The sequence below is a fragment of the Ralstonia sp. TCR112 genome, from assembly GCF_007997035.1.
GTDB classification, from domain to species: Bacteria; Pseudomonadota; Gammaproteobacteria; order Burkholderiales; family Burkholderiaceae; genus Ralstonia; species Ralstonia edaphi.
Window position 1 is genome coordinate 1 of sequence record NZ_VOSS01000063.1, and the last position, 25,509, is coordinate 25,509.

Below are 25,509 nucleotides of genomic sequence, written 5' to 3' on the forward strand. Positions count from 1 at the left end.
GTTTTGCAGCGAGGGGCGAATACTAATGTGCGGAAGCGCAGCTGGCAAGCACTTTTGTGTGTCACTCGCAAAAATCTTCTTGATCACCTGCCCGCACCGCCATGAGGCCGCTTGCGTCATGGCAGGTTGAGGGGCCGATAAACGCCGCGTCGGCCAACCTGCGACACGGATCGGGCCGGGCGATTGCCCCGTTACTTATAGAGATGCGGTCGGCATCAATGTTTGCCCGGCGCTTGGCACAGCTTCTGGTTGTAGAGAATCGCCTTGCTGGTTGACGCGTAATTGTCGGCGTCGCACGGCGGCAGGATCAGTGTTGAGTCCTTCTGTACCTTGACCGCAGTCGTCTCGGACAGCACAGCAAGGCACTGGGCGTTGTCGCCACGATGGTATTCAGTCACGGCCAAGTCGCTGCGGGCCTTGTCGCGCTCGATCCAGTCCATGAAAGAATCGCACTCGGAAAGCAGCGAACGCAGCGTTGTACGGGCGGCGTCGTAATCCTTGGCGGCATATTGCTTGTGGGCCTGGCCGATGCGGGCTTGGCGCTGGCGGTCGGTGCAGGCGGCGGGTGCGCGGCGGTAGTCGCCATCAAACATGGCGCGCATGCCACAGAATTCTCGGCAGGCTTCGGCGGTGGCGGAGGAATCCAGCTTGAGCGCATCCTTATTACCCGACACGGCGATGTGGCACTTGCCCTCATCCTTGTCGACCCCAACGCGGCCACGGAGTGTGCCTTCGATTGCGCACGTGTGGCAGTTGCCGCCAATCGTCGTGATGTTGAAGCTGCTGCCCTTGACCGTCATCGTGCCGCTCGCGCTGCCGCCCAGGATGTAGACGTACTCGCCTGGCTCGACCGCCGGGCCAGCCGCCATGGCGCACGCGCTGGCCAACAAGCCTGCGATCATCAATGTGCGCCGCATCCACATTCCACGTGTCATCCTATTCATTCCTGATTCATGGAGGCGGGATGCCTCCTTCAAGCGCGCCATTCTGGCGGCTGGGTATGTTCCCTCGCAACCGCCCGCGAACGGCGCACCTAACCGGTCAGATGTGAAGCAGCGCCAGCACGGCCACGACACCGCCGACAGCGCCAACGCCGTACGAAAGCACCTGCATCCAGCGCCGGCGAGAAAGCAAGGTGATGGCCGCCAGGGCGATCGACACCTGGATGGCGGCCACGGCTTGCGCCCACCGGTGGTGATGGTGGACGGCAAGCTCGCTCGCCTCGTCGGCTTCTTTGGCAAGACGCTCCTGGTCTTCGGCCTGGCGGCGGATGTCTTCCTTCTCGGCGGCGTAGCGTTGGGCGTCACGCTTGGCGGCCGCCTGGTCGGTGCCGGGCAATTGGGCAGTCAACTCGGCAATCGCCTGTTTCTGGCCTTTGGCCTGGTAGTAGGCCCAGCGGTTGGCAGCCTCGGTTTTGTGGATGGCGGCTTCGTTCTTGGCGAGTAGCGCAGCGTTTTGCGTGGCGCCACCTTGGTAACCGAAGATGGCGCCGGCCGTCGACAGAATTGCCGTCATGACGGCGATACGCCCTGCAAAGCTGTCGGCGTGGCCGCTTTCCGCTGCGTGCTCGAGCGCGTGATCGTGCGCGCCGTGCACGTGAAATCCCTCTGACATGGTTGCTCCCCTATTGGTCTTGCTGACCTTGTATCGTCGTGCGCCTGTCAGGCACCGACCTCACAATGTGCATGGCCTTGCACGGAAAGGCAACGCCTTGCGATGCCCATCCAACGTCGCAGATGCAGACTGCCGACACCCGCACGCACAGGTAAAGCACCGCAATTGCAAATCATTTTTACGCAGAAGAATGGCGTCGTTGAATACGCGAAACGGGTCCGTATAATCGCGCAGCAATGCGAACGAGCGCCAATATTTGATTGGCAATCGCATTGTTAATAAAACAAAACAATACTGCGAGTCAGACCCATGGATGCGTCCCGAAAGCCTTTGGCGCCAATGCCCGAAGAGGAACACCAACCCGCCATCGTCCGCGTGGCCGACGCGACGCTCCGCGATGCCAATGCGCTGCTCCATGCCAATGGCGGCCTGAAGTTCGGCCGAGGCATGATCGGCACGATCCTGGCGCTGGTGCTGGGCTTTCTGTGTTTGCTGGGCGTGCTGGCATTTCACTTTCCGCAGTATCTGACGACACCCGAATTACGGCGCGCGTATTCGGTGGATGTGATTCGGCAGATTCTGTTTGTCTCGCTGTTGATTTCCGGCGGGTTATCGCTGGCAAATATCGTGCTGGATAACCGCCGTCGCCTGAACGGCCTGGCGTTCCTTTTTGTGGTGATTGCCGTGGCGCTGGGCGGCTCGCGCGTGCCGGTGGGCGATTTTCCAGATCACACGCCGTATATCGGCATGGACTGGTTCATTCTCGACCTGCTCGGATCAACGGCAATCTTCGTGCTGCTCGAGAAGCTGTTCCCGCTCTATAAGAAGCAGCCGGTGTTCCGCCCCGAATGGCAGACCGACATGGTCCACTTTGCGGTGAACCACTTCATCGTAGGGCTGGTGCTGCTGGTGGTGAACTTCCTGATCCACCGTGTGTTCGGTTGGATGGTGCATGCAGACTTCCAGCAAATGGTGCAGCACATCTGGTTTATTCCGCAGTTGCTGCTTTGCATGCTGGTGGCCGATCTGATGGAGTACGTCACGCACCGCGCGTATCACGAGGTGCCGTTCCTCTGGCGCTTCCATGCCGTGCATCACAGCGTGAAGACGATGGACTGGCTGGCCGGCTCGCGCAGCACATTCTTGAATTGATCGTCACCCGCGTGGCAGTGCTGGGGCCGCTGTTCGTGCTGGGCTTCGACAAGGCAGTAGTCGATGTCTACATCATCATCGTGGGCTTCCAGGCGGTGTTCAATCACGCCAACGTGCACTTGCCGTGGGGCCCGCTGAAGTACATCTTCGTGACGCCGGATTTCCACCACTGGCACCATTCATCGGAAGACGAAGCGATCGACAAGAACTACGCCGCGCATTTCGCCTTCATCGATTACCTGTTCGGTACCGCGGTGAAATCGAAGAAGGCCTTCCCGGAGAAGTACGGCGTGGTGGGCGACTACATGCCCGACGGCTTCGTGAACCAGCAGCGCTTTCCGTTCCGCCGTCAGCAGAACTGAGTCGAAGGTCTCCCATCATGCCGCTCGCCCCCGCCGCTCAGTACCTGATCGCCCGCCTCGGCCTCGAACCGCACCCGGAAGGCGGCTTCTATCGCGAAACCTATCGCAGTGAGGAACGCATCCAACGAGGCATCCCGCCCATCGAACGTGCGGCCGCCACCGCCATCTATTACCTGTTGGCGGATGATGCATATTCCGCCTGGCATCGGATCCAGTCGGACGAGTTGTGGCACTTCCATGCGGGGGACTCACTCAATGTGCATGTGTTGGAGACTGACGGTACGGTGAGCACGCATCGCCTGGGCCACGCGGCCGACGATGCGATGGCGGTGTACCAGGCGGTGGTGCCGGCGGGCCGCTGGTTTGCAGCCGAGCGCGTGCCGGGTGAACATGGGTATGCGCTTGTCGGCTGCACCGTTGCGCCGGGGTTCGAGTTCAGCGAATTCGAACTCGCCGACGGTAGTGCGCTGCTGACGGAGTATTCGGCACATGGTGATCTCATCCGGAGATTGCTGCCCCACCCTGCGGCGCGTTAGTCAGCACCACACCACGCTCTCATAGCCGACCGTGCGCCGGTAGACGCTGATACCCCGCCACGTGCTGTACTCCATGTACGCACAGGTCAGGACGACGATCCAGTTGGCTGCTGCCGTGGCTGTGGTGGACATATCCCCTCCCATCTTTGCCTGCCCGATAGTTGTCTTATCGGCACGTTTTCAGTCTATGAGAGGGGGCCCAAAAACCATTGCAAGAGCAACGACGCTTCTTGGCCCCTATTTCAGGCCCACGACTCCGTATGGGCATCACGCGTCGCAAACGGCCCGCGCAGCACAGCCCGAATGGATCCTGGAGCGCACAGTACGGCGCCGACCGTCACGCTGCCGGACACCGCCAGTACGCGGCAGCTTTCAAGTGTGCCCTGCCAACGGCGCATAAGGCGCGGTACCACTCAGCCATGGTGCGCGCTGGAACTGATGGCAGATCACACCATCGTCTGAAGAAAAAAAGGAGGGCGCGTCAACTGAGTGCCGCCCTCCCCGTTTTACGGCCTTCAAGTGCTTCCGGCTTACAGCTCGAGCTGCTCCAGCACTTTCCCCTTGGTCTCGATGCCGAGGAAGTAGATGGTAATTGCCGCCAGGATGGGCACCAAGGCCAGCAGCAGGAACGCATTGCTGACGTTGCCCGAGCCGATGGTCGAACCGATCAGCATTGGCGAAAAGATCGCCGCAATCTTCAGCCACGCGCCGCCCATGCCGCAGCCGATCGCGCGGATGTTGGTCGGGTACAGCTCCGGCGTATAGACATAAGCGGTGATGAAGCCGCACGCCATCAACCCCAGCGCCAACGAGCACAACCCTGCCACCACATAGAGCGACTGCTCGTGCAGCAGCCCCGCCAGCGCCAGCGAGACGCCGCACAGCACAAACGACACCACCATCACGGGCTTGCGGCCAACCTTGTCGACGATCATCGCGCACACCAACGAGCCGACCACACCCAGCACCGACGCGAGAGCCGCCAGATTCAGCGCCAGCTGGAGCGGTGCGTGATAGATCGTCTTGTAGACCGTCGGCAGCCATGTCGACAGACCGTACTGGATGAAACCGCACGTTGCCCACAGCATGGCCACGACCACCGTGCGCTTGATGTACACCGGGCCGAACAGATCGCGCATGCCGCGCTTCGGGTGGCGGTGTGACATCTGCTCGAAGGCCGAGGTATCGCCCAGCGGAGGCAGCGGCTCCTTCGCCTTCGCTTCAAAGCGAGCCTGCGCAGCGTCGGCCTCAGCCATGCGGCCATGGGTGGCCAGCCAGCGCGGGGACTCCGGCACGGCCTTGGGCAGCGCAAAGAACAGGACCAGCGGAATGCCACCGAGAAAGTACATCACCTCCCAGCCGAAATGCGGTACCAGCCATGCGCCCAAGGCATTGGACACCAGCAGGCCGATCGGGAACACCACCTCGTAGAGCAGCACGAAGCGCCCGCGACCATGTGCGCGCGTGACTTCGTTGATGTACGTAGCCGCCACGGGCAGTTCGCCGCCCAACCCAACGCCTTGCACGATACGCAGCGCTGCAAACACAGCAAAACTGGGCGCCACGCCACACAGCAGGCTCATCAAGCCGATGATGCCCGCGCTATAGCCGATCATGCGCACGCGACCGAATCGCTCGGCCAGCATGGGAAACACCAACGCGCCGATCAACTGACCGATGCCGGGGGCACCGATCACAAAAGCGATCTGCGCCGGTGTCAGATGCCACTGCGCAATCAGCAGCGGCAGCGTTGCCGCGATGACGATGACGTCAAAGCCGTCGAAGAATGTCGCCAACCCGATCAGCAGACGCGCGCGCACGTGCATGCCGTTGCTCTTGAGCCGCTCGATGCGGGCAACGATCTTGCCAAGGCTCATCGCACCCCGCGACCCATCGTGGTCAATTCCGCTATCAATCAAAACACCTGGCTTCATGTGAAGCTCCTTCCGGAGGAAGTTGATGCGCCACCGGGTCGCTGCCCAGCGGCGCGCGTTGGGTCAGGACGTCAGAACGAGTGGTGCACCCCGGTGCTGACAACGACCTGGTTGCGCTGCGCCGCTACACCCACGCCGTTGATGGCAGCAGACTGCGCATCGCCGGACGCACGCTGATACGTACCTTGCAGGTAGACCTGCGTGCGCTTGGAAAACGCATACACGTTGCCGAGGCTGAACTGGTTCCAGCGGGCGCCCTCGTACCTGCTGAAGGTATAGCCCACGTTGAGCGTGTTGGCGGCGCTGTAATGCCACGCGGTCCCCAGGTCGACGTTCTGTGCGCGGGCGTTGGCACCGCCCAGCGTGATGCGCGTTTGCGTATAGACCGCGTTGATCTGGACCGGCAGGCCGCTGAACTGATACAGCGCGCCGGTACCGAACGACTTGACCGAACTCATCGGCGTCATCACACCGGGCACAAGCGTCGTGCCGAGCGTGTTCGTGATCCCCAAGCGCCCCGCGATGTCCAGCGCGCGGTCGTTGGACGCGGTATAGGCCGCGGCGGCTCGGAAACCGCCATTGGTGTAGTACGCACCGAGGCTGTAACTGCGGCTCTTCGACGGCGAACCGGGTACCTCGCCAAAGCCGTACATGCCGCCCAGTTGCAGCCCGCCGAAGATGGGCGAGACGTAACGCACAGCGTTGTCGATCTGGAACTGGTTGGCCAGGTTGTCGAAGTTGCCGGGGTGGAACAGGTAGAAGTTGGTGAGCTGGAAACCGTTGCTCAGGCGGCCGAGGTAATCGAACATGAAGTCCGCCTGATGGCCAAGCTGGATGTTGCCCAGGCGATCGTTCGTCAGGCCGACCCACGCGGTGCGGTTGAACAGCTTGCCGGCAACCACGCTGCTGCCGGTGTCACCCAGAAACCCCGATTCCAACTGGAAGATGGCCTGCGTACCGCCGCCGAGATCTTCCGAGCCGCGCAGGCCGAAACGGTCCGGCTGCATCGTGCCGGGGTCCATGCGCAGCGCCGAGCCGCTGGACGCACCGCTTTTGAGGCTGTTGATGTAGGCCACGCCTTCATCAAGGCTGCCGTACAGCGTCACATTGCTCTGGGCCGCCGCCGTACCGGCCAGGCTCATCGCCGCAAGGGCGAACAAGGTTGTCTTCATTTGCAGTTTCCTCCACTGGACAAGGTGTCCGCCCCGCCAGTTGTTATCGCCGTCTTGGTGGACGAGCTGGTTGTGGTTCTTGCTTTGTTTCGTATGCGAAACGTTGTTTAAAAGAAAAACAGGGCGCAAAAAAAAGACGGCGCGGCTGGTCGGGCCGGCGCCTAAACCATCCTGCGCTTACAGATCGATCACCAGGCGCTTGCCCTTACAGCCGGATACGCAAACCATCATCGTTTGGTTCGATGCGCGTTCGCTCTTGGACAGCACGCTGTCACGGTGGTCGGGCTCGCCTTCGAGCACGCGCGTTTCGCACGAGCCGCACACGCCTTCCTTGCAGCTGTGTTCCACCTCGACGCCAATCTCCAACAGCGCGTCGAGCAGCGACTTGCCTGCCGGCACACACAGTTCAGCACCGTTGCGCGCGAGCTTGACCTGGTATTCGCCCTCCTGCACCGATTCCACACCGGGGTCGGCCGCAAAGCGTTCGATATGAACGTTGGTGTAGCCCAGCGCCTCACAGGCCGCCTCGAATGCCCGCAGCATCGGGCCGGGGCCGCAGCAATAGAAATGCGTATCGGCCGGATGCCCTGCAAGCAGCGCTTTCAGATCGGGGGGCCCACCGGCTTCTGCGTCCAGGTGAAAACGCACCGCATCGCCATGGGCGGCCAGCTCATCGGCAAAGGCCGCTTCGGCACGCGAGCGGGCGCAGTACAGCATCGAGAACGTCTTGCCTTGCTCGGCCAGGCGACGCGCCATGCAGACGATGGGCGTCACGCCGATGCCACCTGCAACCAGCACGGTGCGCGGCGCGGTTTCGTCCAGCTCGAAGTGATTGCGCGGGCCGCCGATCTTGAGCGTCGAACCGACGCGCAACTGCTCGTGCACATAGCGCGAGCCGCCGCGACTGTTGCGATCGAGCAGCACGCCGACCACGTAACGGTCACGCACCTCTGGCGCGCCGCACAGCGAATAGCTGCGCACCAGCCCGTTGCCGAGATGCAGTTCGATATGCGCGCCCGGTGCGTACTCGGGCAAAGGCTTGCCGTCGACATCGCGCAGCTCCACGCTCACGATGCCTTGGGCTTCGTAGCGCATGGCATGCACGCGCAGGTTGAGGGGGGAATTCATAGCACGTCTCTCTGCAACGTTTCAGCGCTTTTCCGTCAGGAACTTGCCTTCGGGGCCGGCGACGTTCTTCTGCCGGCGTGTGTTGCCGTCAATGCCGCCGTCGATGGCCCATTCGGCAAACACGGTCGGGCCGGGCTCGAAATCGCGCGGCTGCCAGTCAGCGTCGAGCTGGTCTTCATCGGCGTAGTACTCGATCAATCCGCCGGCCGGGTTCTTGAAGTACCAGAAGTACGCCGACGAGATCGGGTGACGGCCGGGGCCCAGCTGCGTATCCCAGCCACAGCGCGACACGTGCATGCCGCCACCGAACACCTCATGGATGTCGCGCACCGTGAAAGCGACGTGGTTGAGGCCGCTCTTGGCCTGCGGCGTCTGCAACAGGAACAGGTCGTGGTGGCCGCCTTCGGGCTCGCAGCGCAGGAACGCCCCGCGGCCCGGGTAGTGGTCGGACGGCACAAAGCCGAGCTTCTCGACATAGAAGCGCTCCGTGGCCGCCACGTCCTTGACGAAGAAGACCACGTGGCCGACTTCGATGGGCGTGGCGCGCTCGTAGATCGGGCTGGGTTGGTTGCGGCGTGGCTTGTCCGTCCACGTGTTCATGGCAGCGCATTGCACGTCGACGTCGCGCTTCGTGGTCATCTGCACGCGCACGGCTAGACCGTTCGGGTCGGTGCAACCGACGCGGCCGTCGGCGTGCACGTAGCCGGGCTGGTCAGCCAGCGTGTCGACCAGGCGATCGAGCACAACGTGCGAATCGGTGCCCCAGATCACTTCGCGCAGCGTCGGGCCGGCTTCCATGGCCGGCGGCAGCGCGGCATCGTCGCTGCGCTTCAGGCGCACGCGGCAGCCGTTGAGTGTCTCGAACAGCAGGCCGCCGGCGTCTTCCGATTGCAGGGCGAGGCCCCAATCCAGGAAGAACTGCTTGCAGGCGGCGAGGTCGTCGGCACCGTAGACGATTTCGTCGATGCCTCGAATCGTGTTCATCTTCATCTCCTGTGGTCTGGGTGTTCTGTTTCAGCTTCAGTTGGCGTTGGCCCAGGCCAGCGGTTGTTCATTCAAGCCCCAGTAGAGGCTCTTCTGCTCCATGTATTGCAGGATGCCGAGGCGGCCCTTCTCGCGGCCGAGGCCGCTGTCGCGCCAGCCACCAAACGGCGTCGAAATCGAGAACTGCTTGTATGTGTTGATCCACACGTTGCCGGCCTGCACCGCGCGGCCGATGCGCCATGCGCGCTTGTAGTCGCGCGTCCAGATCCCGGCGGCCAATGCGTAGACGCTGTCGTTGGCCTGTTCGATCAATTCGTCTTCATCGTCGAACGGCATGGCGACGAGCACCGGGCCGAAGATTTCTTCCTGGCAGATGCGGGCGCTGTTGGTGAGCCCTTCGATGATGGTCGGCGTGTAGAAATAGCCCGACTCGCAGCCGGCGATTGCGGGGCGCAAACCGCCCGTGCGCAGGTGGCCGCCCTCTTCCACGCCCATCGCGACGTACGACTCGATGGTCTCGCGGTGGCGGTCGGTGATCAGCGGACCCATCTGCGTCGATTCATCGGCCGGATTGCCGACACGCAGACGTGCTGCGGCAGCGGCGAGGCGATCCATGAACGGCTCGTACAGCGAACGCGCCACGAACAGGCGCGAACCGGCGATGCACGACTCGCCCGACGAGCTGAAGATGCCGTACAGCACGCCATTCACGGCGTGGTCGAGGTCGGCATCTTCAAACACCATCGTCGGCGACTTGCCGCCGAGTTCCAGCGACACCGGCATCATCTTGTCAGCGGCGATGTGGGCAATGTGTTTGCCCGTGTTCGTGCCACCCGTGAACGACACACGGCGCACCAGCGGATGCTTCGTAATCGCATCGCCAATCACGGAGCCCTTGCCCGGCAGCACGCTGATCATGCCCTTGGGCACGCCCGCCTCTTCGCAGATGGCAGCAAGTTCCAGCGCCATCAGCGGCGTGACTTCCGCCGGTTTGACGACGACGGCGTTGCCCGCGGCCAGCGCGGGCGCCATCTTTTGCGCTTCGCTGGCAATCGGCGAATTCCACGGCGTGATGGCGGCCACCACGCCCATGGGCTCATGCACGCTCATCGTCAGGCAATCGCCACGCATGGGCGTGAGCGACTCTTCCAGCGTCTCGCATGCGGCGCCGAAGAACTGGAACGTGGCCGCAGCGCTTGCCACCAGCGCGCGCGTCTCGTTGATCGGCTTGCCGTTATCCAGGCGCTGGCGTTGTGCCAACGCTTCACTGCGCGAGCGGATCAGCTCAGCTACGCGGTACAGAACGGCCGCGCGCTCGTGCGGCTTGCGCTGCGCCCAACCGCTGGAGAGGAAGGCGCGGTAGGCGCCTGCCACCGCCTCTTCCACATCGGCGACGCTGGCGGCATTGAGCTCTGCAACGACTTCACCGGTGGCCGGGTAGCGCGTGGCATAGCGCTCGCCCGTGCCGAGGCGCCAATCGCCGGCAATGCAGATGGGCAACACGGACGTTGCGGTTGCGTTCGGGTTGGAAACAGTCATGGCGCTATGGCCTCGCTTAAATCGAAACGGCGTGCGCGCGGTTGCCCAGCGCACGCACCACGCTGAACACCGTCAGCGCAGAAGTCTTGGGATTGGCCGCCAGCGGCTTGCCGCGCATCGTCAGCTCGAAGCCGCCAAAGGCACCGCGCGCTTCGACGTGATGGATGTTCTCGTCCACCGTTGGATCGGCCAGCAGCTTGACGTGCGTGTGCTCAAGACCGAGGCCTGCCAATGACAGCGTGGCCGCCACGTTGGCGTTTTTCGGGAACAGACGCGCAGCTTCACGGGCGTTGCCTTCGAAGATCACGGTCGGCTCGCGCAGCGCATCGAGGTCGAACTGCTGTTCGGCCGGCGTGTCCTTCCAGGCGCGCGGCGGTTTGCGGCCGGTGTAGATGACCGCATCCAACCCGCCGACGCGCGCAGCGGCCAGTGCGTCGATGGCGCCGATGGCGCCCGACAGCAGCTGCACCTGCGCGTTGCCACGGCGGGCCGCAGCCTCCAGCCGTTCGGCCACGCCGGGTTCCGACAACGCACCCACCGATACGACCAGGCAGTCGATGCCCTGCTCCAACGCCGGCAACACATGCTCTTCAAGCGCATCATGGCCAGCGCATTCGACGAGCAGATCAGGATGCGCGTCGGCCGACAGATGCGTCGTGACACGCGCATTCGGTGCGAACGGGGCGATGGCCTCGCGCGCCTTGTCCATCGCGTGCTCGGGCACGATCACGGCGTCAAAGCACACATCCGGATCGCTCTTGAGCAGTTCCAGTACGCCCTGCCCGATCGCTCCGCACCCGACCATCGATACATGCAGCATGTCCGGCTCCTTCAATTGGCTCGGTTGCAGATTCACGCCACCACCGTCGTGCGCTCGGCTGCGCGCTCGCCCTGGCCGTCCTTGGCCTGCTGGTTGACCGGCGGGCCTGCAAAGATCGTCTTGAAGCTGCCGATGGAAAGCATGTCGATCTCCATCAGGAACGGGCCTTCGCCGCTGGTGGCTTCCTTCAGCGCGCTGCTCACGTCTGCCAGATCCGAGACGCGGCGATGACGCAGTTGCAGCGACTGGGCGAGCGCCGCGTAGTCCGGCGTGTGCAGATCCACGTAATGGCGGCGGCCGCCGTACTGCGCGTCCTGAATGTTCTTGATGACGCCGTAGCCCTTGTCGTTCATCAGCACGATGACGAGGTTGGCGCGCTCCTGCACCGCAGTCGCCAATTCACCCAGGTTCAGGATGAAGCCGCCATCGCCGGCCAGGCAGAACGTGGTCTTGCCCGATCCGGTTGCAGCCGCACCAATGGCCGCGCCGATGCCCATTGCCAAACCTTGGCCGATGCCGCCGCCCAGCGCATGCACGCCGGCGCGCGAGTCAAAGATGCGGAGTTGCCTATTGCCCCACGTGCTGTTCGACACCGTCACGTCGCGCACCCAGTTGAATTCGCGGCCCACGGCAGCTTGCAGTGCCTCCACCAGCTTGGCGTAAGGGCCGAGGCCGTCGACCAGCCCGCCCACGGCCGCATCGTGTGCCGCCCGCAGGTCTGCCGCGAATGTCGCGTCGATCTGCATCTTCTTTTCCAGCCGATCGGCCAGGCCATCCAGCGCAAGCGCCGAATCGCCGCACACGAAGTAGTCGCTGGCGTAGCAACGGCCTTCCGCTGAAGCATCCGCATCGATGCGGTACAGCGGGCGCGGCAGTTTCAGTTCGTACTTGAGCGTTTCGTTGCCGCGCAGGCGTGAGCCCACCACGACCATGGCATCGCACGTCTGGTAGAACGCTTCGACCGGCTTGTGCAGGTTGAATGCGCCCAGCGAGCGCGGGTCATCTTCCGGCACGATGCCGCGGCCCTGCGTGCTGGTGACCACACCAAAGCCGAGGTCCATCAGCGCTTGACCTGCTTCGCAGCGTGGCGGGCACCACCGCCGAGCCACAGCATCGGACGGCGCGCGCGCGACAGGCGTTCAGCCAGTTCGTCCAGCGCGTGAGCCGACGGCACATGCTGCGGCACCAGCAGCGGGCGCAGGTCGTCCGGCATGGGAATCAGCGCAGCCTGGATGTCGATAGGAATCTCCACGCTCACCGGGCCGGCCGGAGCCGTCAGCGCCGTCTGCACGGCCAGCTTCATCGTGCTGATGGCCGTATCGGCACTGCGCACGCGGAAGGCTGCCTTGGAGACGGCCTTGAGCATCGTGAGCTGGTCCGGCGCTTCGTGGATGTACGCGAGGCTCTGGTCCAGGTACGGCGTTTCGATCTGGCCCGTGATGTGCAGCAACGGCGTGCCGGCGGTCAGGGCTTCGACCATGGCGCCCGCCGCGTTGCCGGCAGCGGTGCCGGTGCTGGTCAGGCAGACGCCGAGGCGCCCGTGGTCCGGGCATAGGCGTCGGCCATGTTGGCGCCGCCGGCTTCACCGCGCGCCATGACGAAGCGGATCTTGCCGCGCTCGCCCATCGCATCGAGGATGGGCATGTTGTGGATCGAGATGACACCGAAAGCGGCCTTGACCTCGCAGGCCTCCAGGAAGGCTGCAATCGCGTGGCCCACCGTGACCAGCTGTTGTTCCTGTTGTTGTCGTTTAAGCATGACGGGAGTGTCCTCCGGAGATATCGATGTGGCTGCCCGTGGTGTACGAAGACAACGGCGAGGCAAGGAACAGAATGGCGCGGGCCGCCTCTTCGGGCACGCCCAGGCGTCCAAGGGGAATGTGTTTTTGCGCGGCCAGGCGACGCGTCCACGCAGCCCAGTCGAGATGGCGATCTTCTTCGGGTCGAGCCTCGAAGCGGCGGCGCCATTGGCCGGACTCCACCAGGCCGATCAGGATGCCGTTGACGCGCACGCCCTTCGGTGCAAATTCGGTCGCCATCGAACGCACAAGGTTGAGCACACCCGCACGCGCGGCAGAGGTGGCCACCATGTGCGGCTCGGGCTGCTGCGCGAGCAGCGAATTCACGCAGACGATCGCGCCGTGCGCCGAGCGCTCGAGTTGCGGCAGGAAAGCGCGCGTGGGATGGATCACCGAGAAGAACTTGAGATGCAGCTCCTGCGTCCACGCGGCATCGTCGGTATCGGCAAACGTCGAGACACGGCCTTGGCCGGCGTTGTTGACGAGCATGTCGACGGGACCCAGCGCTTGCTCCACGGCGTCGGCAAACGCTGCCATCTGCGCGGCGTCGAGCACGTCGCACGTTGCAGCAAACAGCCGGGCGTTGGGGAAGCGGCTGCGCAAACTTTGTTCGGCTTGCGCGAGGCGTTCGGCATTGCGGCCGCACAGCGCCACGGCGGCACCGGCTTCCAGCAGCAGTTCAACGGTGGCCAGGCCGATGCCGGAGGAGCCGCCCGTCACGACAGCGGTCTTGCCAGTCAGGTCGATCATCGGCATGGTCATTCGCGGAAGAGGTTGACGACCTTGCCGCCGGCGGGGCGGTAGTCCAGCAAGTAAGACAGCTCGCCGGCAGCGGCGCGCACCTTGTCGATCATCAGATCAAGCTGGGCCGCTTCGATGCGCGGCGACGGAATCGTCGTGCCGAGCGCGGCCACCACCTTGCCGGCGCGGTCCAGCACCGGTGCAGCAATCGTCGAGATGTTGGCTTCGAAGAAGCCTTCCTGCAGCACGTAGCCGTGTTCGCGGTCGCGCTGGACCATCTCGAACAGCTCTTCCACCGTGCGCGGCGTGTTGGCGGAAAACACTTCCAGCTGTGGCTCCGGATACAGCTGGCGCAGCTCAGCCAGCGACAGATCGGCCAGCAGCACACGACCCAGCACCGTGGCGTGAGCCGGCAGGCGCGTGCCGACATTCACCGAACTGGTGAACGGCGTGGGCGCGACGGATTTCGCCACGTAGACGATCGAGCGGCCATCGCGCACGACGAGGTTGCACGGATAATGAATCTCGTCGCGCAGACGATCGAGCAGCGGGCGGCCCAGCTCGGTCAATTCCAGCGACGCGAGATATTCAAAGCCCAGGCGCAGCACCGCCATGCCGAGGCGGAAATCGCGGCCGCCGTCAACGCGTTCGATGAAGCCCATCACTTCAAGTGTGGTCAGCAGGCGGAACACCGTGGAGCGCGGCACCTTCAGGCGGCGCGCCAGTTCCGGCGCAGACAGCACACGGTCTTTGTGGCTGAACTCGCACAGCAGGCGCAGGCCGCGTTCGAGCCCCGGCACGATGTACTTTTCCTGCACGTCTTCTGGGATGAGGTCGTTGCTCATACGTCTTGGCGCTTAGGCGTTTTGGGATTGGGAGAGAACCGCATGTTCGATCCAGCCTGCGACAGCGTCAGGCGCATCGATGTAGGAGGCATGCCCGGCCGATGGCACAAGCGCAAACGGCAGATCGAACGTCTTCGCCAGCGCTTCGCAGCCCAGCGGCGGCGTAATACCGTCGACATCGCCGCACGCGATCTGCGCGGGTGTGGAGGCGGGGCGTTTGCTCAGATAGGCGCCGATGTCGTCGCCGCTCAGCATCGCCACAGCCTGACGATAACCACCTTCGTTGAGGCGCTTCATGTTCCAGCGCACCCAGGCGCGTTCTTCGTCGGTGGCATTCGGGCGCAGCAGATGCGCGTGGCGCGATTCCGCCATGCCGTCGATGCCAAGCTGATCGAGCGTTGCAAGACGCTGGGCCTGCACGCTGCGGGACGTCTCTTGCTGCCCCGGTTGGCCGTAGCCCTGCGCGGGGTTCAGAAGCAGCAGGCGCTTCGGCTGCATCGCCGCTGGCGCGGCGGCCACATACGCCGATGCCATCAGCGCGCCCAGCGAATGACCGACGATCGCATCGGGCGTCACATCCAGCGCGGCAAGCCACGCCTGCAGCCGCAGCGCGTAGTCGGCGGCGCGCGGTGCCACGTCTGCAAGCGGCGTGGAACTGCCGTAACCCGGCGCATCCCATGCCAGCACGCGCATGTTGTGCGAAAGAACCTGCGCGCAAGGCAGCCATGACGCAGCGCTGGAGCTGATGCCGTGCAACAGCACCACCACCGGCCCGCGCTCGCCCCATTGCCGATAGCCGATGCGGTCGCCGTGCGCGTTGATGGCGACGGTGCGTTCGGCAAACCCTGCGCCGAGCACGGCAAGCGCGTCGGCAACGCGGAACGGATGGGAAGACATGACAGCCTGCGCGCTCATGGCATTAACGCTTGATCTTGGCGAGCGGATGCTCGGGCGGATACGTCGGCGTGATCGGCTTCTTGGCGCCGAGCATCACGCACATCAGCGCATCTTCATCGCCGATATTGATTTCTTCGCGGTACACGCCGGGCGGCACCGAGACGAGATCGCGATCGGTCAGGATGGTCTCAAAGCGCTCGCCGTCCTTCTCCAGCACCAGCTTGAGCTTGCCGCGAATGATGAAGAACACCTCTTCCACATCGGTGTGCAGATGCGACGGGCCTTCGTGGCCGGCCGGAATGACCATCGTCGAAAACGTGAAGTGCTCCGCCGGCACCGTGTTGGTGTCAGCGGCCACGCCCGTACCGCCCGTGCCGAGGTAGCGCATTTGCGCACGGCGGTATTTCGGGTCGAAGTCGGCCTGGAACTTGAGGGCGTCCCAGTCGTAGCGGCGGGTGGAAAAACGCGCGACGCGGCTGTTCATCCAGTCTTCAAACGACGCGCCTTCCGGGCGGTCCCACGTGCGTTGCACTTGCTGTTGTTCGGAGAGATCGCTCATCGAATACCTCTTCTGAATGGTGTGTGGATGCATTACTGCATGACGAAACCGCCGTTGACGGCCAGCGTCTGGCCCGTCACGAATCGGGAAAGGTCGGACAACGCGAACAGCACGGCGCCGCACACGTCATCGGGCAGCTGGTCGCGCGAAATGGCGCGCTGGTCGCGGTACAGCGCATGACGGTGCGCCGGCACGTATTCGGTGGCCTCCACCAGCGTCAGGCCCGGCGCAATGGCGTTGACGGTGATGCCGTCTGCGCCACATTCGCGCGCCAGAGACTTGGTCATGCCGATGACGGCGCTCTTGCTGGCCACGTAAGCCAGCAGGTTCGGCGCGCCCCACAGCGGGGTGTCCGACGACAGGTTGACGATGGCGCCGCGGCCCGAAGCCTTGAGCGCCGGCAGGCAAGCCGTCGTCATCAACCAGGTGCCACGCACGTTGACGTTCATCACGCGGTCCCAGGTCTCGATGTCGATCGACGATGCGTCGCGCCCGCCCGAGTTCGTGATGGCCGCGTTGTTGACGAGCCCGTCGAGCCCACCCAGTGCCTGCACAGCCGCAGCAGCGCATGCCTGAATGGAAGCCGGATCGCCAAGATCGAGCGCAAAGCCATGCGCATTGAAACCGGCCGCACGCAGCGCCGCGGCCGCTTCCTGCACGCGCTCGCCAAGAATGTCGGCCAGCGCAACGGCGCCACCGGCTTCGGCGATCGACTTGGCAAAGGCCAGACCGAGACCGCGCGCGGCGCCCGTCACGAGCACCTTGCGGCCCGCCAGCAGCCCGGCAGTTGAATTGCGCTCAGGCATGTTGGGCTTCCGTGGGAACCGGCTTGAGCATGGCGACAGGCGCGTCGGCCAGTTCAGCGGCGGCGCGGCGTGCGAGCACACGGCGGATACGCGTGATGCCGATGTCGTGCTGATACAGCGTCTCGTGCTCGCGCGCTTCGGGTGCCATCGACTCCAGCACGACGCGGTCCTGTTCCAGCACATCCCAGTGCAGGCCTTCGAGGCGATTGCGATACAGGAAGCGCCACACGTCGCGCTGCCAACCCTGCACGTGGCGCGTGCGCCAGAAGTAGACGATGCAGTGCTCTTCATCGACCGGCGTCACGATGCCGATGATGGTGAACGGCCCGCCCGGGCCGACCTTCGGTTGATACGGAATCGACAGGCGCAGCCACATCGTGCCGGTCTCGCCAAACTCGGTCCAATCGAAGTTCACGCCGCGCTGGCCGGTCTTCTGGAACATGATCCCGTGGTCGGTTTCAACCACTTCCATCACGGCCTTCTTCTCGCCGCTGGCCATCGAGTGCGACACGGCGTGCAGGTAGGCGCCGTGCATCGGGTCCATGACGTTGTCGATGGCATAGCGGTAGTTGACGTTCCAATGCGCGAAGCAGAGGAAGTGGCTGTGCTCGTCGCTGGTCAGCTCTTCAGGCAAGCGCAGCGTGCCGACCGCGTCGTCGAACTCGGAGGGGGCCTTGTCGCCAAACCACAGGAAGATGGCGCCGGCGCGTTCCTGCACCGGGTAGCTGCGCACGCAGGTCTTGCCTTCCATGGGGCAAGCGTCAACGGCTGGCACGCTGGTCACCGTACCTTGGCCGTTCACTTCAACGCCGTGGTACCAGCAAGCCACGTGGTCGCCCAGGTTCCAACCCATCGACAGGCGCGCACCACGATGCGGGCAGCGGTCTTCCAGCGCATGCACCTGGCCGGCGGTGTCACGCCACAACACGATGTTCTGGCTCAGACGCGTGATGCCCACCGGCGCGTTTTTCACATTCCACGACGCCGCCACCGGATACCAGTAGTTGCGCAGACCGGTGTTGATGCGCGCTTCCTTCTGCGCTTCCTTGTTGCCTTCCATTGCTTGCCTCTTCTGATGGGTTGAGCCGTGCGCCTCTGCGGGCAATGCGGCGTCGAATCGTGTTGGAACCGGCCTCGACTCAGGCGCCCAGGCGGCGCATCTCGGCCAGGAAGGTGTCTTCCGTCCAGGTCTCGCCACCGGCCGCATTGCGCGGGCCGCGCTCGTTCAGCACGGCGACGATGTCGGCCGGCGTTTGCGCGCCGCCCAGGAATGCCGCTTCCAGCGAATCGGCCAGTTGGTTCTCATAGGCGGTCGGCTCGGCGGCGCGTGTTTGCCACACCAGATTGGCGACGTGGCCGGGGCGCTCGACACGGCCCTTGCCAGCGACGTTGTTCGGAGAAATGGGCTCCCACGGAGCGAGGTCGGGGTTGTATTGCGATTGCATTTCTGTCGACTCCATCACGTTTCGCTTGTTTTACCTATGAAACGTCTGTTAATATCTGGAACACAGGTGCAACTATAGACCGCGTCTTCGAAATCGCAGATGCGGGATTACCCTATGGTTTGCGAAAAAATGGGTCGGCAGGGGGCGGCCGATCCGCCGGATCGCGCAATGGGCCTAGGCCTTCGTGTCGCGCGCGGCACCACCACCGTCGAGCTCAAAGGTCGGAACGATGAGCACATCCGCTACGGCGCCGAAGGCGGTAGCGATTGGAACCGCTTCGACGTGCCGAAATTCGATTGTTGATGCCGGAACGGCTCAGAACAATTTGCGATAAACCACGAAGCCCGACTTGTCCGCCAACGTGTCATACAGCCGCATGGCGGTCGTGTTGGTTTCGTGCGTCTGCCAATAGACGCGCGGCAAACCATCGGCCTGCGCGCGACGGTAGACCGCTTCGATCAAGGCCCGGCCCACGCCCTGCCCGCGCGCGGCCTGCGCCGTAAACAGATCCTGCAAATAGCAGCTCATGCCGATTTGCGTGGTGCTGCGATGGTAGAGGAAATGCACGATGCCGAGCAGCTCACCGCCACGTTCGGCCACCAGCGCGTAGACGCGCTCCGCTTCGTCGAAGAAGCGCTGCCAAGTCGTCTGCGTGACGATGTCGGGCAACGCTGTCTCGCCCGCACGTCCGTAGAAGGCGTTGTAGCCATCCCAGAGCGGTTTCCACGCGGCAAAGTCGTCTTGGCGGATGGGGCGGATGTGGAGGTCGGCAGGTGCTGGCATGGTGAGCTGGACGGGTGGCAACGCTCCGGCATTCTGCCAGCCGGCTGTCGCACGTGCAGCCGGCTTTCCTGCTGACGGCTTAACGAACGCCGAGCGCCGAAAGGTCGACGCCGTCCTGCAACAACTCGTCCTGAACCTTGTGCCGGGCCGCGTCGTTCGGGGAGCCGTAGCCGAAGATGGTATGCAGCCCCGGCGGTATGTGCTGCTGCACAAATGCCTGTGTGTGCTGGTCCGCTGCATCCAGCGCGCTCGTCTTGTACAGGTAAGAGAAATCACGGTCGGCGTTGAGCAGTGCCGTCGACGTGTCGTTGGCGGCGTCCAGAACGCGCGCGGCGTCGCTCACGCGGTTCATGCCGCCGACCAGCTCTGTCTGCAGTCGCTGCGCATTCGCCTGCCGCTGCGGCGCATTGACCGGTAAGCCAGCCTCGCGCAGCGCCTGTGCCGCGGCGGCGGCATCGATGAACTGCCCGGTCACGACGCTGATTGTCTGTGCAGCACAGTCAGCGTCCGCTCCGGGGTTGCCGCCACGGCCGAACGCTTCCTTAACCGGGTCGGCAATTTTCTGGGCCGCAGCCGCCTCGCTCTGGTGGTACTCCAGGTACTGACCCCAGTCGGTCCGAGAAGAGTCGCCCGAGTACACCTCAATGTTGGCGTCCTGTACCGTGCGGCTGGTAGCACCGATCTTCTTGGCGACGTCATCCACGAGGGCTTTGATGCCGCTCTTGCCAACGTCACCCAACACACCGTCTTCCAGATACGAGTCAAGGTTGCGTAGCGCGACCGTGGCGCCCTGCTCGTCGACCATTGCGTGGCCCACTCGCGTGCGCGCCGCGTCAATATCCGCGTCGCTCGGATCAGCCGGCAGATTCAGGCGATGCTGATCCCACCATTGCGCGTTGTCGTCTTTGGTGGCCCGGCTGGCCACGAGCAGATCCTGCACAGTCACCGTTGGCGAGGCGGCCTCATTCACAAACTTCTTCAGTGTCGCCAGGCAATCCTGAATGCTGGGCCGCGTTTGCACTTCGCGATACCCAGGGCCATGGCCGTCGATCGTCATCGTCATGCTGTTTCCTTAGCGTTGAGAATCGGACCAGCCTAACGGCACTACGCGCTGATGTTGACTACGTCTACTCGTGTCTCTTCGCCCGGCGGCAGCCATGCAGCGTGCGCGCCATGCCCGGAACCTAGGGATTGTCCGTAGAAGGCCAGTCGCCGGAAGAAAGTTTGCTGAAAGCATCGACCCTCTACAGTGCGCTCCATGGCCCGGTCACGACCCGGTATCGGGCAGTGCGATCTCCACGCACATCGGCGTCACCACGATAAGGGTCGGGTGTTGTACCGGCCGCATCGCCGGACTCTACGGGATGTCAGTCCGGCGTCCGTTTCCATCGGTCTTTCCTGCTGTCAACCTTGCGCCCACCGTCCTCCCGGTGGGCTGTTTTCTTTTCAAGGCTGCACCGGATTGGGCACCACGAGGCGCTGTGTCAGCCGCTGCACCACCGGCGCGGCAACCAGCACGATGGTGAAGGCCGCCGGCCAGGCGAGCACGAAGGCATGCGCCCAGCGGGCAAGAAAGTCGGGGCTGATACCGGCGTTGATCCAGCCGATCCAGCCCGTCATCAACAGCGACATCAGACCCGACATCAGCCAGGCAAAAATGACGCGCAGACGTGTGGCAGTGGAAACGGGTGTCGACATGGCGGTTCTCCTTGCAAGCCATCAAATGTGATTGACGGTATGCTAGACAACCGCGTTTCAAGAAACTATAGACGTTTATTGAAACTTAAATTCCATAAATGGAATCATGCTCGACGATCTGGCCCTTTTTGTTTCCATCGTGGACCACGGCAGCCTGCAGGCCGCAGCGCGTCACGCCAACCTGCCGCCCGCCACGCTGACACGACGCCTGCAGAAGCTGGAGGCTTCGCTGGGCTGCCAGCTTCTGCTGCGCAGCGCCCGCAGCCTCAAGCCAACGCCGGAGGGGCAGCTCTACTACGAGCAGTGCCGCCCGCTGCTGACCGCGCTTGCGCAAACCACGGCCACGCTTGACGACGATCTCAACCAGGTCAAGGGCACGCTGCGGGTGCTCGCGCCGCTGAACCTGTCGCGCGGGCTGCTCGCACCCGCCTATGCAAGTTTCATGGCGACATGGCCGGAGATCCGCCTGGAGCTATCGCTCAGCAATAGCAATGAAGACGTGTGGCGGCATGGCGCCGATCTGGCCATCCGCGTCGGCCAGCAGGACGACCCGAAGCTGCGGCAGCGGCGGCTTGGTGTGATCGGGATGGTGCTGGTGGCGTCGCCTGCGTACGTGGCAGAGCATGGCGCGCCGACCCATCCGCATGACCTCCAGGCGCATCGCTTGTTGGTGTCGTCGCCGCTGTCGACATGGCGCTTCACCTCACCCGATGGCGAGGAAACCATCGAACTGCAGCCCCATGGACGCTGCGACCTGAACGACATCGAACTGGGCGTGACATTGGCCGAAACAGGCCTCGGCCTGCTGTACTGCCCGCACACGCTTTGCCACCAGGCGCTGGAGTCAGGCAGGCTGGTTCGGCTGCTGCCGGAATGGCGGACACCACAGCGACCCATCTACGCGGTGTGGCCGCAGCAACAGCTGCCACGCAAGGTGCGGACGCTGCTGGAGCATCTGGCGGCCTTCACGGCAGCGACACCACTGCTGCAGGCCGAACCCGCCCCGAGTGCCTCAGGCACTGCTTGAAACGGGTAAAAACACGCGTTGCCGCCTCAGCCGATCGCCCCGTAGGCTGGAGACTCCCGCGCCAATTTCACTGGAGACCCGATGCACAGCAGCCACGTGGTGCGCTCCGGCGGCCTTCGCCTGCATGCCCGAATGACCCTGCCTGCCGACGCGTCTGCACGGCAGCGTCCCGCCATCGTTCTCGTGCATGGTTATCCGGATGACAGTTCCGTCTGGCACGGCGTGCGCGATACCCTGGCGCGCGACCGCAGGGTGGTGACCTTCGACGTGCGTGGGGCGGGGCTCTCGGACGCTCCCGCAGACACCACCGGTTATCGCATCCCGCAGTTTGTCGACGACCTTGCCGCCGTGGCCGACGCGCTGCTGCCCGGCGAGCGCTTTCATCTGGTCGGACACGACTGGGGCTCCATCCACAGCTGGGAGTCGGTGACGACCGATCGGCTGCGCGGGCGCATCGCGTCGTACACGTCAATCTCGGGCCCGTGCCTGGACCACGTCGGCCACTGGTTGCGCGCGCAGCTCGATGCCGGCACATGGGCCGCCAAACGTGCGGTGTGGAAGCAGCGGCTGCAATCCTGGTATGTGGGGTATTTCCACTTGCCGCTGGTGCCGGAATGGTCGTGGCGGCTGTGGGTCGCGCGCGCCTGGCCGTGGTGGCTGCACAAGACGGAAGGCATCCGCATCGAGGCCCAGCGACCGACGCTTGTGCGGGATGCCTGCAACGGCGTGCGGATGTATCGCGCGAATTTTCGGGAGCGCCTCGCCCGCCCCCAGCCACGTGCGCCGCATGCCCCCGTGCAGTTGATCGTGCCCACGCGCGATCGCTACGTGAGCGCCGCCGTGACGCGCGCTGTGGAAGCCTGGGTATCGCACTACTGGCGCCACGAGGTCGACGCCGGCCACTGGCTGCCTCTGTGTCGCCCCGACTGGGTGGCGGACTGCATTCGCTGCTTTACCGACTACGTCGACTCAGGCCACGAGCCAGCTGAACTGCAGCAGGCCCGCGTGGCCGGGACGCTGGCACCGGGCTGACGCCACTAGAGCCACTAGAGGATTGCGCCCAACGCAAACGTTGACGCGCGTGTAACACACTGTAATCATCGTCCGCCACCACGCTGACGGCGCGCCATGACCTGGCGCCCGGACGGCTCGAGCCGCCGCTTCGCGCAAACCGCGTTGCCGGCCATCGATACAAGAAACAGGGACAAGACAATGAAAAGCAAGGTCGTGGTGTACGGCCCGCTCTACGGGAAGTGGTACGCAATCCTGGTCAACGACGGCGTGGCCGCCGAATCCAACCAGTTCGGCTCGTACGAAGCCGCCATGGGTTTCGCGTCACGCCGGTATCCGGAGCTTGAGCAGGAACGCCAGCCTTACGCGCGAGGCCGTGAAGAAAGTGAGGACGGAAGCGACAGCCGGGAACCCGCGCCGATCTGACCACGCCGCGGCATTGACGCCGCCCAGGTTTGTCACGACGTTAGCGGCCCGCCCCGCAGAAGCGGCCGGCGATCCATTCGAACACGCTGCCTTCGCGCAGCGAGCGGCTTTGCGCTTCGTCGCCGTAGTGGATCTGGTAAAGCGGCTTGCCGGTGGCATTGCGCGCGCGATAGAGCGTTTGCGCAATCACCGTATAGCTATGTCGCGCGCAATCGAGCACCACCTGTTTAACCGAGGAGCGAATCGGCTGCCCATCAGCCGTCTTGATCGTAAAGTCGGGCAGCACGTTGCGCAGCAACCGGAAATGCACGGTGTGCGAATTGGCATCCGTCTCGGCGCCGGGCTCCGGCTTGACCGATTGCCGGTCGATATACGAAACGATGCCGTTGATGCTCTCGAAGCGGCGCCACCGGGAATCGGCGCGGGCTGATTCCAGGGCGGGTGCCGCATCGCCCGAAACGGCTTGCGCGGCCCCCGTCGGCACAGCGGCCGACGCAGAAATGGTTTGTGCGGATACGGGCATCGCTGCCCACTGCGCGGCAACCAGAGCGGTCGCCGCGATGGCGCTTTGCCAGCGCCAGCCTCCTGTTTTCATGGGATGTCTCGCCTTGCTACAAAAACTTAGCGGGCGATTTTACCGTGCTGGCGCAACCGCCTACGTCACATCTCGGCGGGCTCGGCAACGTCCACGCCGGCAAAACGCAGATACAGCGTACGCAGGGCCTGCGTCAGCGGGCCGGGTTGACCGTTACCGATCTGCACGCCGTCGATGGACACGACGGGCATCACAAACGTCGACGCGCTCGTGTAGAACGCTTCGGCGGCTTGCTGGGCTTCGGCCACGGTGAAGGTGCGCTCCTCCATCGTCAGGCCATGTTCGCGCGCCAGCGCAAGGATCGACACACGCGTGATGCCCGGCAGCACGGCGTTCGACAGCGGCCGCGTAATCAAGCGCTTATCTGCGGTGATGATGAACGCAGTCGACGACGCGCCTTCGGTCACGCGGTCGCCGTCGGTCATCCAGGCTTCGTGCGCGCCGGCGCGCGCGGCGATCTGCTTGGCCATCACCTGCGGCAGCAAGCCGACGCTCTTGATGTCGCAACGCTTCCAGCGCAGGTCGGGCACCGTCACCACGGTTGCGCCTTTCTTGGCCAGCGGGCTGTCGACGATGGATTTGACTTGCGTGAACGCCACGGCCGTCGGCGTGATGTCGGCCGGGATGCCGAAATCGCGCTCGGCCACGCCGCGCGTGACCTGCATGTAGACCACACCCTCTTCCAGCCCATTGCGCACCACCAGCTCTTCGCACACGCGCGTCCATTCGGCGGCGGTGTATGGGTTGTCGATGCCGATCTCGGACAGCGAACGCGTCAGGCGGGCAAGGTGCGCGTCGTTGTCGACGAGCTTGCCGCGCGCCACGGCGGTCACTTCATAGATGCCATCGGCAAAGGTAAAGCCACGGTCCATGACAGAGACGGTGGCTTCGGCGGCCGGCACGTATTGGCCATTCAGGAAGATGATTCGCGACATGCTGGGAGAGAGGATTCAAGTGTGGGCGGGACTGCCCTGCCAACGAATCTACAGGATACGTGCGCCATGCCGCGAATAACGATGTGTGCCCACGTTATGCGAAAACGGCATGATGTGCGAAAACGCTCCGTTAAACTCTGCCGTTTTCGTCCGACCGCACACCCATGCCCGAACTCGTCATCCGCTCGATCCTTGCAGACGACCTGCCGGGCATCCTGGCCGTGCAGCAGGCGTGTTACGGCGACGGCTTTCTCGAACCGGGCGACGCGCTTGCCAGCCGCTGGGCGCGCAATCCGGCCCTGTGCCTGGTCGCCTTGCGCGGCGGCGAGGTGGTCGGCTACCTGCTCTCGCATGCGTGGCACGCATGGACGCCGCCCAAATTGCACGTGCCGCTCCCCGCCGCGAATGTGGCCGACGTGCTGTGGTTCGTGCATGACATGGCCATCGCGCCAGCGGGCCGTGGCCAGCGTTTGGGCGAGCGACTTTACGCCATGGCATCCGCCAGCGCCCGGGCGCAGGGCCTGCGCCAATCGCGGCTGGTGGCGGTGCAAGGCGCGGATGTGTTCTGGCGACGCCTTGGTTACCAATCCGCCGACATGGACAGCGCCGCATTGGCAGCGTTGCGCACCGTGTACGGAGCGAATGCTGAAATGATGGAGCGGCGATTGCCTTGAGCGGCCGCCGCGTCACTCCGTTACAATT

General features: G+C 64.1%; 27 protein-coding genes and 2 pseudogenes. 7 read left to right on the forward strand and 22 right to left on the reverse strand.

The features are described from left to right. Positions 1-215: 215 nt before the first annotated feature. Positions 216-917, reverse strand: a complete 702-nt coding sequence (locus FUT88_RS15575) for a hypothetical protein (protein ID WP_410003886.1) — start codon at positions 915-917, stop codon at positions 216-218. A 124-nt stretch (positions 918-1,041) separates the two neighbouring features. Then, positions 1,042-1,614, reverse strand: a complete 573-nt coding sequence (locus FUT88_RS15580) for a DUF4337 domain-containing protein (RefSeq protein WP_027680163.1) — start codon at positions 1,612-1,614, stop codon at positions 1,042-1,044. A gap of 309 nt (positions 1,615-1,923) precedes the next feature. Here FUT88_RS15580 and FUT88_RS15585 point away from each other — a divergent pair. Both FUT88_RS15585 and FUT88_RS15590 read left to right on the forward strand, forming a co-directional pair. Continuing rightward, positions 1,924-3,128, forward strand: a pseudogene (locus FUT88_RS15585) (sterol desaturase family protein). A gap of 17 nt (positions 3,129-3,145) precedes the next feature. Further along, the gene (locus FUT88_RS15590; protein WP_147216461.1) at positions 3,146-3,664 is read left to right on the forward strand and encodes a cupin domain-containing protein; all 519 of its coding nucleotides are present in this window, start codon (positions 3,146-3,148) and stop codon (positions 3,662-3,664) included. Here the strand turns inward: FUT88_RS15590 and FUT88_RS26765 are convergent, their stop codons facing one another. The 15 genes and pseudogenes from FUT88_RS26765 to FUT88_RS15660 all read right to left on the reverse strand — a co-directional run bounded on the left by FUT88_RS26765 (position 3,665) and on the right by FUT88_RS15660 (position 18,332). Further along, a complete protein-coding gene (locus tag FUT88_RS26765) occupies positions 3,665-3,796 on the reverse strand; it encodes a hypothetical protein (protein ID WP_260804153.1) in 132 nt (43 codons plus the stop codon). A 398-nt stretch (positions 3,797-4,194) separates the two neighbouring features. Continuing rightward, complete coding sequence (locus FUT88_RS15595) at positions 4,195-5,598, reverse strand: MFS transporter (RefSeq protein WP_147216463.1); 1,404 nt, start codon at positions 5,596-5,598, stop codon at positions 4,195-4,197. 71 nt (positions 5,599-5,669) lie between these two features. Then, positions 5,670-6,770, reverse strand: coding sequence for a porin (locus tag FUT88_RS15600; protein WP_147216465.1), 1,101 nt, complete (start codon positions 6,768-6,770; stop codon positions 5,670-5,672). Positions 6,771-6,947: 177 nt separating this feature from the next. Continuing rightward, positions 6,948-7,898: a PDR/VanB family oxidoreductase gene (locus FUT88_RS15605; protein WP_092971315.1), complete on the reverse strand. Its 951-nt coding sequence runs from the start codon at positions 7,896-7,898 to the stop codon at positions 6,948-6,950. Positions 7,899-7,919: 21 nt separating this feature from the next. After that, on the reverse strand, positions 7,920-8,882 hold the full coding sequence (locus tag FUT88_RS15610) for a VOC family protein (RefSeq protein ID WP_147216467.1): 963 nt from the start codon (positions 8,880-8,882) through the stop codon (positions 7,920-7,922). Positions 8,883-8,918: 36 nt separating this feature from the next. Further along, entirely contained in the window at positions 8,919-10,421 is a 1,503-nt protein-coding gene (locus tag FUT88_RS15615; protein ID WP_147216469.1) for an aldehyde dehydrogenase, read from the reverse strand. A 16-nt stretch (positions 10,422-10,437) separates the two neighbouring features. Beyond that, positions 10,438-11,241 carry an aspartate dehydrogenase gene (locus tag FUT88_RS15620; RefSeq protein ID WP_147216471.1) on the reverse strand — a complete coding sequence of 268 codons (804 nt, stop codon included), beginning with the start codon at positions 11,239-11,241 and terminating at the stop codon, positions 10,438-10,440. Positions 11,242-11,273: 32 nt separating this feature from the next. After that, positions 11,274-12,999: pseudogene (locus FUT88_RS15625) on the reverse strand (thiamine pyrophosphate-binding protein). Beyond that, positions 12,992-13,795, reverse strand: coding sequence for an SDR family oxidoreductase (locus tag FUT88_RS15630; RefSeq protein WP_147216473.1), 804 nt, complete (start codon positions 13,793-13,795; stop codon positions 12,992-12,994). The pseudogene FUT88_RS15625 and the gene FUT88_RS15630 overlap by 8 nt, the downstream one beginning before the upstream one ends. A gap of 2 nt (positions 13,796-13,797) precedes the next feature. Continuing rightward, positions 13,798-14,625 carry an IclR family transcriptional regulator gene (locus FUT88_RS15635; RefSeq protein WP_004634814.1) on the reverse strand — a complete coding sequence of 276 codons (828 nt, stop codon included), beginning with the start codon at positions 14,623-14,625 and terminating at the stop codon, positions 13,798-13,800. 12 nt (positions 14,626-14,637) lie between these two features. Next, positions 14,638-15,540 carry an alpha/beta fold hydrolase gene (locus FUT88_RS15640; RefSeq protein ID WP_147216475.1) on the reverse strand — a complete coding sequence of 301 codons (903 nt, stop codon included), beginning with the start codon at positions 15,538-15,540 and terminating at the stop codon, positions 14,638-14,640. 4 nt (positions 15,541-15,544) lie between these two features. Then, complete coding sequence (locus FUT88_RS15645; RefSeq protein WP_102065176.1) at positions 15,545-16,081, reverse strand: cupin domain-containing protein; 537 nt, start codon at positions 16,079-16,081, stop codon at positions 15,545-15,547. A 32-nt stretch (positions 16,082-16,113) separates the two neighbouring features. Next, on the reverse strand, positions 16,114-16,887 hold the full coding sequence (locus FUT88_RS15650) for an SDR family oxidoreductase (protein WP_147216477.1): 774 nt from the start codon (positions 16,885-16,887) through the stop codon (positions 16,114-16,116). Further along, positions 16,880-17,947, reverse strand: coding sequence for an aromatic ring-hydroxylating oxygenase subunit alpha (locus FUT88_RS15655; protein WP_004634822.1), 1,068 nt, complete (start codon positions 17,945-17,947; stop codon positions 16,880-16,882). The genes FUT88_RS15650 and FUT88_RS15655 overlap by 8 nt, the downstream gene beginning before the upstream one ends. A 79-nt stretch (positions 17,948-18,026) precedes the next feature. Then, positions 18,027-18,332: a recombinase-like helix-turn-helix domain-containing protein gene (locus tag FUT88_RS15660; protein WP_102065178.1), complete on the reverse strand. Its 306-nt coding sequence runs from the start codon at positions 18,330-18,332 to the stop codon at positions 18,027-18,029. A 99-nt stretch (positions 18,333-18,431) separates the two neighbouring features. On the opposite strand from FUT88_RS15660, the gene FUT88_RS26435 reads away from it, so the two are divergent. After that, entirely contained in the window at positions 18,432-18,635 is a 204-nt protein-coding gene (locus FUT88_RS26435) for a hypothetical protein (protein WP_147216479.1), read from the forward strand. A gap of 12 nt (positions 18,636-18,647) precedes the next feature. On the opposite strand, the gene FUT88_RS15670 is transcribed toward FUT88_RS26435, so the two are convergent. From FUT88_RS15670 to FUT88_RS15680, 3 genes are all read right to left on the reverse strand, one after another. After that, entirely contained in the window at positions 18,648-19,115 is a 468-nt protein-coding gene (locus FUT88_RS15670) for a GNAT family N-acetyltransferase (RefSeq protein ID WP_147216481.1), read from the reverse strand. Positions 19,116-19,194: 79 nt separating this feature from the next. After that, positions 19,195-20,178 (reverse strand): hypothetical protein, encoded by a 984-nt coding sequence (locus FUT88_RS15675; RefSeq protein ID WP_147216483.1) that lies wholly within the window; start codon positions 20,176-20,178, stop codon positions 19,195-19,197. Between the two features lie 383 nt (positions 20,179-20,561). Next, a complete protein-coding gene (locus FUT88_RS15680) occupies positions 20,562-20,813 on the reverse strand; it encodes a DUF2798 domain-containing protein (RefSeq protein ID WP_027680144.1) in 252 nt (83 codons plus the stop codon). Between the two features lie 106 nt (positions 20,814-20,919). On the opposite strand from FUT88_RS15680, the gene FUT88_RS15685 reads away from it, so the two are divergent. From FUT88_RS15685 to FUT88_RS15695, 3 genes are all read left to right on the forward strand, one after another. Then, entirely contained in the window at positions 20,920-21,840 is a 921-nt protein-coding gene (locus FUT88_RS15685; protein WP_147216485.1) for a LysR family transcriptional regulator, read from the forward strand. An 81-nt stretch (positions 21,841-21,921) separates the two neighbouring features. Continuing rightward, the gene (locus tag FUT88_RS15690; protein WP_147216487.1) at positions 21,922-22,872 is read left to right on the forward strand and encodes an alpha/beta fold hydrolase; all 951 of its coding nucleotides are present in this window, start codon (positions 21,922-21,924) and stop codon (positions 22,870-22,872) included. Between the two features lie 180 nt (positions 22,873-23,052). Beyond that, the gene (locus FUT88_RS15695) at positions 23,053-23,277 is read left to right on the forward strand and encodes a hypothetical protein (RefSeq protein WP_147216489.1); all 225 of its coding nucleotides are present in this window, start codon (positions 23,053-23,055) and stop codon (positions 23,275-23,277) included. A gap of 40 nt (positions 23,278-23,317) precedes the next feature. Here the strand turns inward: FUT88_RS15695 and FUT88_RS15700 are convergent, their stop codons facing one another. Further along, a complete protein-coding gene (locus FUT88_RS15700; RefSeq protein ID WP_147216490.1) occupies positions 23,318-23,872 on the reverse strand; it encodes a surface-adhesin E family protein in 555 nt (184 codons plus the stop codon). Positions 23,873-23,937: 65 nt separating this feature from the next. Further along, positions 23,938-24,807: a D-amino-acid transaminase gene (locus FUT88_RS15705; RefSeq protein ID WP_147216492.1), complete on the reverse strand. Its 870-nt coding sequence runs from the start codon at positions 24,805-24,807 to the stop codon at positions 23,938-23,940. A gap of 164 nt (positions 24,808-24,971) precedes the next feature. Here FUT88_RS15705 and FUT88_RS15710 point away from each other — a divergent pair, with 164 nt between their 5' ends. Then, the gene (locus tag FUT88_RS15710; RefSeq protein WP_147216494.1) at positions 24,972-25,481 is read left to right on the forward strand and encodes a GNAT family N-acetyltransferase; all 510 of its coding nucleotides are present in this window, start codon (positions 24,972-24,974) and stop codon (positions 25,479-25,481) included. Positions 25,482-25,509: the final 28 nt, after the last annotated feature.

Excerpts from the sequence above, each read along its gene's own strand:
- FUT88_RS15575 (WP_410003886.1), bottom strand. The coding sequence starts at position 917 with ATGCGGCGCACATTGATGATCGCAGGCTTGTTGGCCAGCGCGTGCGCC.
- FUT88_RS15580 (WP_027680163.1), bottom strand. The coding sequence starts at position 1,614 with ATGTCAGAGGGATTTCACGTGCACGGCGCGCACGATCACGCGCTCGAG.
- FUT88_RS15590 (WP_147216461.1), top strand. The coding sequence starts at position 3,146 with ATGCCGCTCGCCCCCGCCGCTCAGTACCTGATCGCCCGCCTCGGCCTC.
- FUT88_RS26765 (WP_260804153.1), bottom strand. The coding sequence starts at position 3,796 with ATGTCCACCACAGCCACGGCAGCAGCCAACTGGATCGTCGTCCTGACC.
- FUT88_RS15595 (WP_147216463.1), bottom strand. The coding sequence starts at position 5,598 with ATGAAGCCAGGTGTTTTGATTGATAGCGGAATTGACCACGATGGGTCG.
- FUT88_RS15600 (WP_147216465.1), bottom strand. The coding sequence starts at position 6,770 with ATGAAGACAACCTTGTTCGCCCTTGCGGCGATGAGCCTGGCCGGTACG.
- FUT88_RS15605 (WP_092971315.1), bottom strand. The coding sequence starts at position 7,898 with ATGAATTCCCCCCTCAACCTGCGCGTGCATGCCATGCGCTACGAAGCC.
- FUT88_RS15610 (WP_147216467.1), bottom strand. The coding sequence starts at position 8,882 with ATGAACACGATTCGAGGCATCGACGAAATCGTCTACGGTGCCGACGAC.
- FUT88_RS15615 (WP_147216469.1), bottom strand. The coding sequence starts at position 10,421 with ATGACTGTTTCCAACCCGAACGCAACCGCAACGTCCGTGTTGCCCATC.
- FUT88_RS15620 (WP_147216471.1), bottom strand. The coding sequence starts at position 11,241 with ATGCTGCATGTATCGATGGTCGGGTGCGGAGCGATCGGGCAGGGCGTA.
- FUT88_RS15630 (WP_147216473.1), bottom strand. The coding sequence starts at position 13,795 with ATGCCGATGATCGACCTGACTGGCAAGACCGCTGTCGTGACGGGCGGC.
- FUT88_RS15635 (WP_004634814.1), bottom strand. The coding sequence starts at position 14,625 with ATGAGCAACGACCTCATCCCAGAAGACGTGCAGGAAAAGTACATCGTG.
- FUT88_RS15640 (WP_147216475.1), bottom strand. The coding sequence starts at position 15,540 with ATGAGCGCGCAGGCTGTCATGTCTTCCCATCCGTTCCGCGTTGCCGAC.
- FUT88_RS15645 (WP_102065176.1), bottom strand. The coding sequence starts at position 16,081 with ATGAGCGATCTCTCCGAACAACAGCAAGTGCAACGCACGTGGGACCGC.
- FUT88_RS15650 (WP_147216477.1), bottom strand. The coding sequence starts at position 16,887 with ATGCCTGAGCGCAATTCAACTGCCGGGCTGCTGGCGGGCCGCAAGGTG.
- FUT88_RS15655 (WP_004634822.1), bottom strand. The coding sequence starts at position 17,947 with ATGGAAGGCAACAAGGAAGCGCAGAAGGAAGCGCGCATCAACACCGGT.
- FUT88_RS15660 (WP_102065178.1), bottom strand. The coding sequence starts at position 18,332 with ATGCAATCGCAATACAACCCCGACCTCGCTCCGTGGGAGCCCATTTCT.
- FUT88_RS26435 (WP_147216479.1), top strand. The coding sequence starts at position 18,432 with ATGCGGGATTACCCTATGGTTTGCGAAAAAATGGGTCGGCAGGGGGCG.
- FUT88_RS15670 (WP_147216481.1), bottom strand. The coding sequence starts at position 19,115 with ATGCCAGCACCTGCCGACCTCCACATCCGCCCCATCCGCCAAGACGAC.
- FUT88_RS15675 (WP_147216483.1), bottom strand. The coding sequence starts at position 20,178 with ATGACGATGACGATCGACGGCCATGGCCCTGGGTATCGCGAAGTGCAA.
- FUT88_RS15680 (WP_027680144.1), bottom strand. The coding sequence starts at position 20,813 with ATGTCGACACCCGTTTCCACTGCCACACGTCTGCGCGTCATTTTTGCC.
- FUT88_RS15685 (WP_147216485.1), top strand. The coding sequence starts at position 20,920 with ATGCTCGACGATCTGGCCCTTTTTGTTTCCATCGTGGACCACGGCAGC.
- FUT88_RS15690 (WP_147216487.1), top strand. The coding sequence starts at position 21,922 with ATGCACAGCAGCCACGTGGTGCGCTCCGGCGGCCTTCGCCTGCATGCC.
- FUT88_RS15695 (WP_147216489.1), top strand. The coding sequence starts at position 23,053 with ATGAAAAGCAAGGTCGTGGTGTACGGCCCGCTCTACGGGAAGTGGTAC.
- FUT88_RS15700 (WP_147216490.1), bottom strand. The coding sequence starts at position 23,872 with ATGAAAACAGGAGGCTGGCGCTGGCAAAGCGCCATCGCGGCGACCGCT.
- FUT88_RS15705 (WP_147216492.1), bottom strand. The coding sequence starts at position 24,807 with ATGTCGCGAATCATCTTCCTGAATGGCCAATACGTGCCGGCCGCCGAA.
- FUT88_RS15710 (WP_147216494.1), top strand. The coding sequence starts at position 24,972 with ATGCCCGAACTCGTCATCCGCTCGATCCTTGCAGACGACCTGCCGGGC.